Raw genomic sequence first — 14953 nt, 5'->3', positions numbered from 1 at the left:
TAATAACGGGAGCGCGTCACTGGGTTTGCTGTGTATAGGTTCGATATTGACTCATGATGAAGAACATGATCAGAACGAAAACGGCTGGGATGACGGTGAAAATTAACCTGACCATCAACGTCGCGAGATCGGTTTGCGTAGCCGCATTACCGACATAGCCACCAAAGGTCAGCAACCAGCCAATGATGGCGCCGCCAACAGCGATACCAATCTTGATGGCAAAAAGGTTCGTTGAGAAAACCAGGCCACTTAAAGACAAATTCGCTTTTTTCTCGACATTATCGATGATGTCACTGAGTAAACTCCATTGCAGGGGCGCGGAGCTGGAGTCAACAAAATGTATTAAACAGATAATGGCGCATATCGCCAGCGAGTATTCGGAAGGGACAGCAAAAAGAGCGACCAGAATGATCGCCTGCAGCACCAGCGACGCTTTATAAGCAAATACGCGATCAAGTTTCCTGTAGAGTAATGTCGTTGACATGGCGCCGATAAATCGGGTGCACAGGATAATCACCAGCACCATACTGACCAGATCGGGCTTTTTCATGTAGTAGCTAACGAAATAAATAGCACCGCCCGTTTTTAATATTCCTGCAATAAGACTTGCAATGTTAAGCGTGAAAATACAACGCCAGTTATGATCTTTAACCACGATGAGCAGTTCATCGTAAATCCCACGGAATTTGCGGCTCTTATCAATTCTTTTAATGTGATGCTCTTTCGTCATGGAGAAACACAGAAAAAACATGATAGTGCTGATCCCACCCATGATGATCATGGCAAGAAAATAGCCTTTCTGCAGATCACCTGTGCCCAGCAATTTCGTGAGCGGCAGAGCAACGACGGATACAATGATTCCTCCCAGCGCAGCAAAGGCAAAACGATAAGACTGCATGGATACACGTTCTTTGGCATCATTAGAGATATTGTTGATCAATGCGCAGTACGGAACGTTGACGAGAGAATAAAAAATCGACAACGCGGTGTAAGATACATAAGCATAAATAATCTTACCGGTCTCCCCAAAATCAGGCGTATAAAAGGTTAACGCACCAAAAATGCCAAAAGGCAGGGAGAACCAGAGAATATAAGGTCTGAACTGGCCATGCTTAGTTTGCGTATGATCGGCGAGATAACCAATATAGACATCTGCAACCGCATCAAAAGCCCGTACAAGGAGAAACATGGTCCCCATGTGAAAAGCGCTTAACCCATAGACATCTGTATAAAAGTAGGCCATAAACAGCATTATGGTCTGCCAGATAATATTGGATGCCCCATCACCTAATCCATAACCGATCTTTTCTTTGAATCCTGGGTTATTCATAAAAATACCTTTTACATAAGAGGATTAAGAGTTCTTCAGAACAAGGGGCCGGCCTCAATATAAAAGATAAGTACAACGAGCTTTAAAAAATGTATGCAAAAGTTCCTTTTATATAATTTTTTTGCGCGGACCGATCTATGACGATCACACTTTCAACAAGAACACGATGTTAACGGGATCTTTCAGAGATTATTTCAGCGAAGGGATTTCGTTCGTTTTGAGTTCTTCTGAGGTGAGGCTACCATCTCTGAATTTCTTAGGGGTAACGCCAATAAATCTTCTGAATTGATAGCAATAGTAGGCGGCATCCGTGAATTCGCATTTATAGGCAATATCGGTAATGCTGAGATCAGTGTTGCGAAGCAACTGAACAGACATCGAGATTTTTTTCCTCAACAGATACTCTTTGAAACTGACTTGCATCACTTTTTTAAACATTCTGGAAAAATGACTCGGTGACAGGCCGACCTCATCAGCCGCGTCGTTCAGACTCATGTTAAACGACGTGCGTCTTTCCATCTCAATGATAAAATTAATAATCATACCAAAGATGGACTGACGATCAGTTTCCGCCGATACGTGATCAGAGATAGCGGCGTGCTGAAGCACGGTGTTAAGTAACAGAATCATTAATGGTTTAATTTCGTCCCCGGCATGCCCTTTCTCATAGACCTCAGCAAACCAGCGGAATAAAAAATGGAGTCTGTCTGCGTCCTTCCCTTCCATATAAGCAACAATACCAATGTGCGGTTCCATCGCAGGCAGTGGATATTTTAGATGACTGAGTACGGTATGGTCGTACTGTAAAATAAAACGCTCATGATCGCTGGTAAACGCCAGTTCCATATCATGGAGCGTTAGCGGGCTGACATAGATTAATGTATTATTCTGGATGTTAAACTTTTCCCTGCCAATGCTATAGCTGCCGCTGGCTTTATAAAACCACATAATTTCATGTTCGAGATGAACATGGGGTTTTATATACATCCCGTTTTCCGGCACACCTTCCCTGGCACGCAATATAAAATCAAGCCCGGTCTGTGTCTCCAGTTTTTCAAAAAAATAATCGACATTTTTGAAGGTTGGCATGATGCTTATTTTACAAATTAATTACCCATATTTAACGTGTGATATCATAGTTTACTCGCGGAGTAAAATGCATTTTTCCTGGACGGGAAATGATCAGCCTGATGGTGGAGTTAATGACAAGGCCGTGAGTACCAGGACGTCGCGCACGCGGGTTTTAATAAACACGTTTGCCGCCTGAATAATGTCAAATATTCCGAACAATATGTTGATGTCTCTGACAATGCGAATGGGGTCACTTTGCAGATATTTACAAATATATTTTTCTGTCTTATTTTTGCGCCCACATTTCATCCGAAATTAATCTTAAGGATAAGCAATGGACGGGAAGCCACTACGCGGATTTTCCGGCGTCAAGTGCCTTTTCTGTATCGCCATTCTGGCGGTAGCTTTCTCTCGTGCCACGGCCGCACCGCTCTCCCCCGCTGACCGCGATACGATTCAACAGCAGCAACAACAGTTGCTTGAGCAGAACCAGCGTCAGCGTGATGAGCTTGAGCGCACCACGCCGCTGCCCCGTCCGACTGCGCCTGCCGTACCACCGACCACAAAAGGTCCGTGTTTCACCATTTCCCGTATTGAAATCAGTGGTAATACGAAATTATCACCGCGCGACGCTGACACCGTTACCGCCCCCTGGCTGAACCAGTGCCTGGATATGGCACGGCTGACACAGGTCACCAACGCCGTCTCCGACTGGTATATCAGCCGCGGATATATCACCAGCCGCGCCTTTCTGACTGAGCAGGACCTCTCTTCCGGCGTGCTGCATCTGACGGTGCTGGAAGGCTGGTTACAGCAAATCCGCCTGGAAGGTGTACCGCAGCGGACACTCGCCATGACCTTTCCGGGGCTGGAAGGAAAAATCCTTAACCTGCGCGATATCGAACAGGGTATGGAGCAACTGAACCGCGTGCGCCAGACGCCGGTGGAAATTGAAATCCAGCCGGGCGACAAACAGGGCTGGTCAATTGTCAATCTCACCGCCGCCCCGGAATTTCCGCTCAGTGGTTCGTTAAGTTTCGACAACAGCGGGCAGAAAAGTACCGGCACGGGCCAGTTCAGCGGTGCGCTGACCGGCAATAACCTGCTCGGGCTGGCGGATAAATGGTTTATCAGCGGCGGGCGCAGCAGCGATTTTTCAGACTCGCATGATGCGCAGAATTTTGCTGCCGGCGTCAGCGTGCCGTACGGCTACGGCCTGCTCGATTACAGCTACAGCTGGAGCAACTACCTCAGCACCATTGATAACAACGGCTGGCCGTGGCGCTCAACCGGTGACAGCGAAACACACCGGCTTACCGGTTCGTGGGTGGTGTTTCGCAACGGCGATATCAAAACCGGTCTTACCACCGGCATCACGCACCGCATCAGCCGCAATTATCTGGATGACGTGCTGCTGGACTCCAGCAGCCGCAGGCTCTCCAGCGTGATGCTCGGCATTAATCACACACAAAAAATGGCCGGTGGTGTGGCGACGCTCAACCCGTCCTTTACTCAGGGTGTGCCCTGGCTGGGCGCGGAAGACGATCACGATAAATACGGCGATGTGCCGAAAGCGGAGTTCCGCAAATGGAGCCTCAACGGCAGTTTCCAGCGTCCCGTCGCGACCGACCTCTGGTGGCTCAGCAGCGTTTACTTTCAGTGGTCACCGGACCGGCTTTACGGTGCCGAACAGCTCACACTGGGTGGAGAAAGCTCTGTCCGCGGTTTTAAAGAACAGTACCTCTCCGGCAACAATGGCGGTTATCTGCGAAATGAGCTGAATTACTCGCTGTTTACCCTGCCGTGGATGGGGCAAATCAGCATGATGGCGGCGCTGGATGGCGGCTGGCTGAAACAGGACGACCAGGATCCGTACGCCAGCGGCACGCTGTGGGGCGCGGCTGTCGGGCTGACCAGCGCGAACCGCTGGTTTTCGACACAGTTTACCGTGGGAACCCCCGTGAAATACCCGGACTGGCTGGCACCGGATCATCTCATTATTTATTACCGCGTGGCGGTGGCGTTTTAAGGGACAAAAACGATGGATAACAATCAGACCCGTATTTCTCAGCGTATCCTGAGCTGGCTGCTGAGTACCCTGCTGGCAACGCAACCGCTGCTGCCTGCGGTTGCAGCCACCGTCACGCCCACCGGTAACACGAAGATGGACAAGGCGGCCAACGGCGTGCCGGTGGTGAATATCGCCACACCAAACCAGTCCGGCATTTCGCATAACAAATACAATGACTACAACGTCGGTAAAGAGGGGTTAATCCTCAACAACGCCACCGGCAAACTCAACCAGACGCAGCTTGGCGGCATTATTCAGAACAACCCCAATCTGAAAGCCGGGCAGGAAGCGAAAGGCATTATCAACGAAGTCACCGGCGCTAACCGTTCGCAGCTTCAGGGCTATACCGAAGTGGCGGGCCAGGCGGCGAACGTGATCGTCGCCAACCCGTACGGTATTACCTGTAACGGCTGCGGATTTATCAATACCCCGAATGTGACGCTGACCACCGGGAAACCGGTACTGGATGCCAGCGGCAACCTGCAGTCATTTGATGTCACGAAAGGCAGCATCACCATTGAAGGTCAGGGGCTCGACGGCAGTCTCAGCGACTCGGTATCCATTCTCACCCGCGCCACGGACATTAACGCCGCCCTGCATGCGAATGACCTGACGGTGATTGCCGGGGCCAACCGCATCACAGCAGACGGGCGTGTCAGCGCGCTGAAAGGCGAAGGCGAGGTACCGGAGGTCGCTGTTGATACCGGCGCACTCGGCGGGATGTACGCCAGGCGTATCCGACTGGTCTCCGGTGATAGTGGCGTCGGGGTGAACCTCGGTAATCTCAATGCCCGCAGCGGCGATATTACGCTGGATGCGAACGGCAGACTGACCGTCAATAACAGCCTTGCCACCGGCACCATCAGCGCAAAAGGCCAGAACGTCACCTTAACCGGCGACCATAAAGCCGGCGGCAACCTGACCGTCAGCAGCCAGAGCGACATCGCGCTCAGTAACGGAACGCTCAACACTGACAACGACCTCGCTGAAAGGCGAAGGCGAGGTACCGGAGGTCGCTGTTGATACCGGCGCACTCGGCGGGATGTACGCCAACCGTATCCGACTGACGTCGACCGAAAATGGCGTCGGGGTAAACCTTGGTAACCTTAATGCCCGCAGCGGCGATATCACGCTGGATGCGAACGGTAAACTCACCGTCAACAACAGCCTCGCCACCGGCGACATCAGCGCAAAAGGCCAGAACGTCACCTTAACCGGCGACCATAAAGCAGGTGGTAACCTGACTNNAGTCTGACTGCCAGCGGTAAAATCACTCAACAGAATGAAAAACTGATGGCCGGGCGGGATGCCACGTTGCGGGCAACCACCCTTTCTCAGGACGGCAACAGCCAGATCGATGCCGCCCGGAACATTGCCCTGAATGCCAGCGAAAGTACGGCAACACAGGGGCGCGTGACCGCCGGGCAGAACCTGAGCGTCACTACCGGCACACTCAGCCACAACGGTGAACTGGTCGCAGGTAATGCCCTGTCGCTGAATGCTGCCAGCCAGACGCTGAACGGTGCGATAAACGCAACTGGTGATATCACGGTGCAGGGACAGAACATTACCACCACAACCGCCTCGCAGATGCAGGGGCGCAACGTCACCATCAACGCGAAACAGGCCACGCTGGCCGGTACCCAGGCGGCAAAAAGTCAGCTAAACATCACCGCCAGCGAACGCCTGACCCACAGCGGTAAAAGCAGTGCGGAGGCGCTGAACGTCAGTGCCCCGGTCCTGATGAACCAGGGGGTGATGACGGCCACTACGCTGAACACGCAGTCGCAGACGCTGACCAACAGCGGTCTGTTACTGGGGGATTCGACGCTGTTGCTAAATACCCAACAACTCGACAACCAGCAGGCCGGGACACTGTACAGCGCGGGTGCGCTGAATATCACCGCCGGGCAGCTCACCACGGCAGGAACCTTACAGGGGGAGAACGTCACGCTGACTGGCACGGACTGGAGCCACAGCGGCAGCCTGCTGGCGACCGGCGATCTCGTCGTAAATACCGGCACACTTATCAATACTGGCGATATCATAAGCCAGGGCAGCGCCACGCTGAAGACGGAGAGCACAGACAGCCAGGGCAAACTGCTTTCTACCGGGGCGTTAAACCTCTCGGGTACTACGCTGAATAACCGTGCCACGGGTACCCTTCTGACCGCCGGAGACCTGAACGTCACCACGAAAGCCATCAATAACCAGGGGCAATGGCAAGGAAAGCGGGTACTGATTGACGCGCAGTCGCTGGATAACAGCGGTGTGATTCAGGCAGCAGAGACGCTGACAGCAAACCTCACAGACCGCCTCACCAACTCAACAGGCAGTAAGCTCATTTCGAATGGCGAGATGACACTCAGTGCGCTCAACCTCAATAATAGCGGACGCATGCAAGCGGACTCCCTCACCCTGCATAGCAATGGCGATATGAACAACGCCGAAGACGGCGTGTTGCTGAGCCAGAACGCACTCAATGTCTCCACTGCTATGCTGACCAACAAAGGCACACTGCAGGGCGAAAATCTGCAGGTAATGGCGGATACATTCACCAACAGCGGCACCGTGCTTGGTACCACGGCCCTTACCGTGAAGGGCGACACCGTTAACAACCAGACAGGCGGAAAACTGTTCAGCGCCGGTAATTTGTTGCTCGACAGCAACACCCTCACCAGCGCCGGTCAGGTCGTCGCGCTCGGCGATACCACCCTGAAACTGGTCAGCGCCCTCACCCATAGCGGTACGCTGGCGGCGGGCAATCTGCTCTCCGTGACATCGCAGGGAGCCATCGCCAGTAATGGCGTCATGCAAGGCAACGGTCTGATGTTCAGCGCTGGCGGCGCATTTACCAATAATGGTCAACTGGATACCGGCACGGCCAACAGCACGTTCAATGCGCAAAGCATTTTGCTTGGTGAAACGGGAACCCTTTCGGCTAACGGTGATGTGCAGATGACCAGCCGTGGTGATATCACGGTGAATGGTTTTCTTGGTGCTGCAGGCAATCTGACGATGAACGCTGCCGGAACGCTGCTGAACACCGCGTTGATTTATGCCGGTAACGATCTCTCCCTTTTTGCTGACAAGCTTCATAATATCTACGGCAATATTCTGGCAGGAAATAGCCTGTGGATGCAGAAGAATGCAGCGGGCGCGGCGAATACAGAGATCGTTAATACCTCCGGGAATATCGAGACTACCAGGGGTGATATTACGATGAAGACGGATCATCTCTTGAATACACGAGATGAGCTAAAAGCTGTCACCACAACAAATATCTTTAGTGCCAATAAACCGTCAATATCGGTCAATATTGCTGACATGCCAAATGGCAGTGTGGGGGTTAACTATAAATTTAAGCGTTTCCAATGGGGTAGTTGCGGTCCAAACGGCTCCTGTATACGCGAAGAACATTATGACTATTCTTACGCGCCTTACAGTGGTTTCCTGAAAAAAGAAGTCCTGTTTTCAGAAACCGGGACTTCAGTTACCAGTAAAGGTGGTGCGAGCAGGATATATGCGGCGCGAGATATTTCAATTGCTGCCGGAACCCTGGAGAATCAGGCGAGTAATGTTCTTGCCGATCGTAATATCACACTGGAAGGTACGGTTTTAAATAACCAGTCCTGGCAGGACAGCCTTGTCTCTGAATATCGGGTTTACACTTTCGATGGTTCTGCCGCGACAGGTTCTATGTCGGATATCATGGAACCTGGAGGCGATGTGTATGTTTCCCTCCCGGCAAATACTGTCCTTACTTTTATTTTATCCGGGAAAGATATTCAAACGGAGAACGGTCAAATCTATCGCTCTGTTATCCAGGCCGGTGGCAATGTTAACGCCACTTTCACCAGTGATATCAGTAATACCAGTGCCTCCGCCAGTACAGGACAGATTAGTAACGCTATCACTACCCCGTCACTGGCACCGCTCAGTCAACAGGCCGTTAGTGATGTTGAACACACACAATCGCTCACGGACGCGGACACTGTCGCAGTCAACTCCCCCAAATGGCGCGATGAAGTCAATGATGCATTACAAAACCTGACGGGTGGCGATCCGCTGGATAATTCAGGTACCAGCGCTTATCCCCTCCCTTCAGGCAATGACGGCTATTTTGTAACCTCCACTGACCCGGACAGCCCTTATCTTATTACTGTTAACCCGAAACTGGACGGACTCGGTCAGCTCGACCCCAGCCTGTATGGTGACCTTTATGCGCTGCTGGGTATGCAACCGGGCGATGCACCGCGAGAAACGAACAGTGCGCTTACCGATCAGAACCAGTTCCTGGGATCGTCGTATTTCCTCGACCATCTCGGCCTCACCCCGGACAACGACTATCGCTTCCTCGGTGATGCGGCATTTGATACCCGCTACGTCAGTAATTACATCCTTAACCAGACCGGTTCACGCTACATCAACGGTCTCGGCTCTGACCTGGATCAGATGCGCTACCTGATGGATAACGCTGCGGCCGCGCAGAACGCACTCGGTCTGCAGTTTGGCGTCGCGCTGACGGCAGAGCAGATCGCCGCGCTCGATCAGAGCATCCTGTGGTGGGAATCCGCAACCATCAATGGCCAGACGGTGATGATCCCGAAAGTGTACCTGTCGCCGAAAGACATTGCCGTGCAGAACGGCAGCGTCATCAGCGGTAACAACGTTCAGCTGGCTGGCGGTGCTGTCATCAACGATGGCAGCACTATTGCTGCGCAGAATGCATTAGCTATCGACAGCAACAACAGCCTCAGCAACCTGAACTCAGGGCTGTTGAATGCAGGCGGAAACCTTGCATTGAGCGCGCTGGGTGACATCAACAACATCAGCTCAGCGATCAGCGGCAAAGCCCTGCAACTGGAAAGCGTGACTGGCAGCATCAACAATGTCACCCGAACAGAGCTGTGGGATATTAATGCGAAGGGGTGGCTCGGCAATGTCCATGTTTCAGGGACGGACGTCGGCCCGACAGCCTCCATCACCGCAAAGGATTCCCTCGATCTTTCCGCCGGGAAAGATATCAACGTCACTGGCGCTAACGTCGCTGCTGGCGGCGACCTCACCATAGCGGCGAAAGGCAATATTAACGTTACTGCAAATGAGATCGCAGAGAACGAGAGTCGCACCAGGTTCAGAGGCAAAGGTGATATCAACAACACCTCGGTGAGCCGTCAGAGCAGCAGTATCACCGCAGGTGGCGATCTCGCGATGCAGGCGGGCAACAACCTGAACGTGGCGGCAAGCAACGTCAGCGCGGGCGACAGCGCCTGGCTCACTGCTGGCAATGATCTTAATCTCAACGCCGGAACTCATCGCGAAAATCACCGCAAGGGCAAAAATGAAAGCCACGCCACTGGCGTAGTACGCACGACGGTTTCTGCCGGTGACGACCTGACGCTGGCAGCCNCAAGGAAAAAGCCACAACAAAAGGCAACAGCAGTCGTAGCAGTAACAAAACCGTGATTAATGAGTCGGTACGTCAGCAGGGAACGGAAATCGCCAGCGGCGGCGACACCACCATTGTTGCCGGACGGGATATCTCATCAGAAGCCTCATCCGCGACCACTAACGGTGATATTGCGCTCAGCGCCGGGCGTGATGTCACGCTGACCACCGCCACCGAAAGTGATTATCACTACAAAGAAGAGAAGAAGAAAAGCGGCGGTTTTCTCAGCAAAAAAACGACTCACACCTTTGAAGAAGACAGTGCTACCCGTGAGGTCGGTTCATTGCTTTCGGGCGATAAGGTGACGGTCAGCGCAGGAAATAATCTGCTGGTCAAAGGCTCTGCTGTCGCGGGCGATGGCGATGTGGCGTTGAATGGCGGTAACAATGTGGACATCATCGCTGCCACTAACACCAATACCACCTGGCGCTTTAAGGAAACGAAAAAATCAGGTCTGATGGGTACTGGCGGCATCGGGTTTAGCATCGGCAGCAGTAAGACCACCCATAATCTTCGGGAGAAAGGCACCACACAGAGTCAGAGCTTCAGCACTGTGGGCTCGACGGGCGGTAGCGTGGCGATTTCTGCGGGCAACCAGACGAACATTGGCGGTGCTGACGTCATCGCTCATGAGGATCTTGCTGTCACTGGCGGCAACGTGTTGATCGAGCCGGGGCACGACAAACGCACCCGCGACGAGCGGTTTGAGCAAAAAACCAGCGGGCTGACGGTGGCGTTGTCAGGTATGGCTGGCAGTGCGGTAAACAACGTCGTCTCGGCGACCCAGAGCGCGAAGAATAGCAGCGACTCCCGGCTGGCCGCTTTACAGGGGACTAAAGCCATACTCTCAGGCGTGCAGGCCGGACAGGCAGTCGCACTGGATCAGGCAAAAGGCGGCGGTGATAAATCTAACAACAATACCATCGGTATCAGTGCGTCTCTGGGAACACAGTCGTCAAAATCGACCTCTCATATGGAGCAGGATTCGACGACAGGCAGTCGGTTAAACGCAGGCAACAACGTCACCATTACCGCCACAGACAACGATATCACCATCGTGGGCAGTGAAGTGAAGGCCGGTAAGGATGTCACACTGGATGCTGCGCGGGATGTCAACCTGATTGCCTCGCAGGATACACAAAAAACCACCGGCAAAAACAGCAGTAGTGGTGGCGGTATCGGCGTCGCTATTGGCGCTGGCACCGGCGGTACAGGTATCAGCGTGTCAGCGAACGTCAACAGCAGCAAGGGGCATGAGAAAGGAAACGGTACCTGGCAGAACGAAACCACGGTAGATGCCGGTCATCAGGTCACCATCAACAGTGGCCGGGATACCACCCTCGCCGGCGCGCAGGTCAGTGGTCATCAGGTAACGGCGAATGTCGGTCGCGATTTGACCGTCACCAGCACGCAGGACAGCGACCATTATGACAGCAAACAGAGCAGTATCAGTGGTGGTGTTGGCTATACCTTCGGTGCCGGTACCGCCCAGGCAAGTGTCAGTGCCAGCCGTGACAAAATGAAGAGCGATTATGACTCGGTACAGGAGCAGACGGGTATTTTCGCCGGCGACGGGGGCTTTGATGTAACGGTGGGTAGCCACACCCAGCTGGATGGCGGGGTGATAGCCTCCACCGGTCCGGCAGATAAAAACCGGCTGGATACCGGCACGCTGGGTTTCAGTGACATTCACAACGAAGCTGACTACAAAACAGAACATCAGGGTGCGGGTTTCAGTACGGGTGGCAATATTGGTAAAGAGTTCGCCGGGAACATGGCAAACACCCTGCTGGCAGGCGGTGGTAACAGCGGTCATGCAGAAGGCACCACGCAGGCAGCGGTAAGCGACGGCACCATCATCATCCGTGACAAGGATAACCAGAAGCAGGATGTGGCAGACCTGAGCCGCGACACGGAACATGCCAACGGCAGCATCAGCCCGATATTTGACAAGGAGAAAGAACAGAACCGTCTGCAGGAAATTCAGCTGATTGGTGAGATTGGCAGTCAGGCCATGGATATTGCCAGAACGCAGGGGGAGATTGCTAAAGCGAAAGCAATGAAAGACCCGGCAGCGCTGGCGGCGGCGAAAGACCAGCTGATGAAAGAAGGTAACAGCAGTCCGACCACACAGGAAATCGCAGACCAGGCAGGCCGGACGGTCATGCAGGATTATGGTACCGGTAGTGATTTGCAGCGTGGTATTCAGGCAGCGACCGCGGTGCTTCAGGGGCTGGCTGGCGGGAATATCGCCGGGGCACTTGCCGGGGCATCTGCACCAGAGCTGGCAAATCTTATCGGCCATGGCATGGGCATTGACGATAACGAGGCAGCTAAAGCCGTTGCTCATGCTATTCTGGGGGCAGTCACTGCGCAACTGAACGGCGGTAATGCAGCGGCAGGTGCTGCAGGTGCGGCAACAGGAGAGCTGATTGCGCAACAGCTCTTTCCGAATATCCCGAAAGACAAACTGAGTGAAGAGCAGAAACAGCTGGTTGTGGCGCTCAGTACCGTGGCGTCTGGTCTTGCAGGGGGTATCGCTGGTGACAGCACTTCTGGTGCGCTGACCGGGGCACAGGCCGGGAAGAATGCTGTTGAGAATAACTCGCTGAGTGTCGTTCAGAACCAGGATCGCATTAAAGAGCTATCTCAGTGTCAGGGTAATGCTGGCTGTGAAGCCGGAATTACTGAAAAGTACAAAAAAATCAATGCTGAACAGCATAATAGTGTAGTTGAGTGTAAAGGAGCAAAAGCCTGTGTTGATAAAGCTAATGAAGTTGGCGTCCTGCAGACGACATACGCAAGTCGTCTTGGTGAACTTGGTGATAAACTTCACAATATAGGCAGTCTGACAACTGAAGAGAAGCAGGAATGGGCTTACCTTCAGGCGGTACTACCACAGCTTGAAGCAGACAGAAATACAGCGATCCACAATGCGCTGATGTCCGGTGATTCGCCAGAAGCGAAACAACTTGCGGTGAATTCTTTAGCGCAGGTAGCCGGAACCAGTGTGGCCGGGATTGTTGCGGGAATTGGCAAAGGCAGAGGAAGCGCAATGCCTGTACCTACCCCAACGAAAGCCAGCAATGGATTAGTCTATCAATCAAATTCTAAGCACACCTTGGGTGGGTTTGGTAATAGACCTAACGCTGGGATTGAACCTCAAGATTCACTAAAGCTTTTTGAGCAATCAATTCCGAGTACAAAACAATATCCAAATAAAGAGGTTAGATTTGCAGTTGATAGCCAAGGGAATGTACATCGCTTTGTTGGTACGAATGGTGAGTACCATTGGAACGGTAGTACAGCAGATAAAAATGCTTTGACCAGAGATCAAATACCAACTGCAATCCAAAAACAATTGGGAGTAAAGATAAAATGATTTATGGCGATCCATTTCGTTTTGCACTCCAGTTCGATGTTGTTGAATGCTGGAACGAACCGGATGACATCTGGAAAAATGGCCTTTTTGCTTTATATATTGAAGGTAAAAAAGTGTTTGGTACCGTAGACGCTTTTGAGTTACGAACCACGTTCGGTTTTTATTCAAAAGCACCAATTAATCAACTTGTTATTAACGATTTAGATGTTGGTTCGAGTGAGCTTTACAAGAATGCAAGCGATTATTTTCTTGGCGACGGTGAAAAATTGATTGATGGGTTATTTGATATGACGTGTGTCCCGATGGAAGATAACCATTGTTATCTTTACTTTATCAAGACAAGTGACGGCGATCGGCTTGTATGGAGTACTGATACTGACGAGCGGATAAACGAAACGGTTCTCCCGTCAGGAACAGTCCTTGATGTAATTAATAAATTACAAGATTGCCATTTATAAAACCATATTGATCATCAAGGCGGTTTTTTTATTCAACGCTGAACCATGAAGCAAACATGGGTTATTACGCGCGGATGGAAAAATACTGATGCGTCTGATGAAGCTGCTACTGTGCTTGGATTCCATTTTTTCCCATCATGTCCTCTGACCGATAACTGTATCCTTCAACAGCAACGGCAGATAAAAACCACCTCGATACGGGCACGCTGGGATTCAGCGACCTTCACAACGAGGCGGATTATAAAGTCAGCCACAGTGGCATCAGCCTGAGCGGCGGCAGGAGTTTTGGTGGCGACCAGTTTAAAGGCAACATGCCGGGCGGGATGATATCCTCCGGTGGCAGCAGTGGACATGCAGAAGGCACAACCCAGGCGGCGGTGGCGGATGGCACCATCACCATTCGTGATAAGGACAACCAGAAACAGGATATCGCGGATCTCAGCCGTGACCCGGAACATGCCAACGACAGTATCAGCCCTATCTTTGACAAGGAGAAAGAGCAGAACCGTCTGCAGGAAGTGGGTCTTATCAGTGATATTGGCAGCCAGGCAGCAGATATTGCCCGCACACAGGGTGAGCTCAATGCTCTAAATGCAGCGAAAGAAAAATACGGTGACCTTAAGCCGGGGGCGACAGAAAAAGAGCGTCAGGCCTGGCTTGAAAAGCTACAGAAATCGCCTGAGTACAAAGCGGAGATGGCGAAGTACGGCACCGGCAGTGATATCCAGCGGGGTATTCAGGCCGCAACAGCCGCGCTTCAGGGGCTGGCTGGGGGTGACGTTGGCGCAGCACTGGCTGGAGTATCAGCACCGGAACTGGTTCATCTGCTGAAGGGGCCTACGGAAGACAATACAGCAGTTAACGCCATCGTCCATGCCATCCTGGGCGGCGCAGTTGCTGCGTTGCAGGGTAATAATGCCGCTGCGGGTGCGGCGGGGGCCGCAACGGGAGAACTGGCAGCCAGAGCGATTGCCGGAATGCTGTATCCGGGCGTGAAGCAGTCTGATCTCAGCGAAGAGCAGAAACAGACGATAAGCACCCTGGCAACGATATCTGCAGGTATGGCAGGCGGTATTGCCGGTGACAGCACCGCGTCAGCGGCTGTTGGTGCGCAGAGCGGCAAGAATGCGGTTGAGAATAACTTCTTAAGCTCTAAAGAAGCTCGACAATTCGATGAAGAACTGGTGGA

At 52.4% G+C, this 14953-nt stretch carries 4 protein-coding genes and 3 pseudogenes; 5 read left to right on the top strand and 2 right to left on the bottom strand.

Annotated elements, in window-relative coordinates; genetic code table 11:
* Positions 1-16: 16 nt before the first annotated feature.
* Both GM30_RS05525 and GM30_RS05520 read right to left on the bottom strand, forming a co-directional pair.
* A complete protein-coding gene (locus GM30_RS05525; protein ID WP_049847809.1) occupies positions 17-1330 on the bottom strand; it encodes a glycoside-pentoside-hexuronide (GPH):cation symporter in 1314 nt (437 codons plus the stop codon).
* Between the two features lie 189 nt (positions 1331-1519).
* Complete coding sequence (locus GM30_RS05520) at positions 1520-2419, bottom strand: helix-turn-helix transcriptional regulator (protein WP_049847808.1); 900 nt, start codon at positions 2417-2419, stop codon at positions 1520-1522.
* Positions 2420-2735: 316 nt separating this feature from the next.
* On the opposite strand from GM30_RS05520, the gene GM30_RS05515 reads away from it, so the two are divergent.
* The 5 genes and pseudogenes from GM30_RS05515 to GM30_RS05485 all read left to right on the top strand — a co-directional run.
* Entirely contained in the window at positions 2736-4430 is a 1695-nt protein-coding gene (locus tag GM30_RS05515; RefSeq protein WP_049847807.1) for a ShlB/FhaC/HecB family hemolysin secretion/activation protein, read from the top strand.
* Between the two features lie 177 nt (positions 4431-4607).
* Positions 4608-6857, top strand: a pseudogene (locus GM30_RS28165) (autotransporter outer membrane beta-barrel domain-containing protein); the annotation flags it as partial.
* Between the two features lie 2307 nt (positions 6858-9164).
* Positions 9165-13306, top strand: a pseudogene (locus GM30_RS28160) (hemagglutinin repeat-containing protein); the annotation flags it as partial.
* A complete protein-coding gene (locus tag GM30_RS05490) occupies positions 13303-13764 on the top strand; it encodes an immunity 42 family protein (RefSeq protein ID WP_049847802.1) in 462 nt (153 codons plus the stop codon). The pseudogene GM30_RS28160 and the gene GM30_RS05490, both read left to right, overlap by 4 nt.
* A 164-nt stretch (positions 13765-13928) precedes the next feature.
* Positions 13929-14953 (top strand): annotated as a pseudogene (locus tag GM30_RS05485) (VENN motif pre-toxin domain-containing protein); the annotation flags it as partial.

This window comes from Trabulsiella odontotermitis (assembly GCF_001188485.1).
Lineage (GTDB): Bacteria > Pseudomonadota > Gammaproteobacteria > Enterobacterales > Enterobacteriaceae > Trabulsiella > Trabulsiella odontotermitis_A.
The sequence above is the reverse complement of the archived record's forward strand: the minus strand, read 5'-3'. Positions and strand labels throughout refer to the sequence as shown.

Coding starts and splice junctions, on each gene's coding strand:
- GM30_RS05520 (WP_049847808.1), bottom strand. CDS start 2,419: ATGCCAACCTTCAAAAATGTCGATTATTTTTTTGAAAAACTGGAGACA.
- GM30_RS05515 (WP_049847807.1), top strand. CDS start 2,736: ATGGACGGGAAGCCACTACGCGGATTTTCCGGCGTCAAGTGCCTTTTC.
- GM30_RS05525 (WP_049847809.1), bottom strand. CDS start 1,330: ATGAATAACCCAGGATTCAAAGAAAAGATCGGTTATGGATTAGGTGAT.
- GM30_RS05490 (WP_049847802.1), top strand. CDS start 13,303: ATGATTTATGGCGATCCATTTCGTTTTGCACTCCAGTTCGATGTTGTT.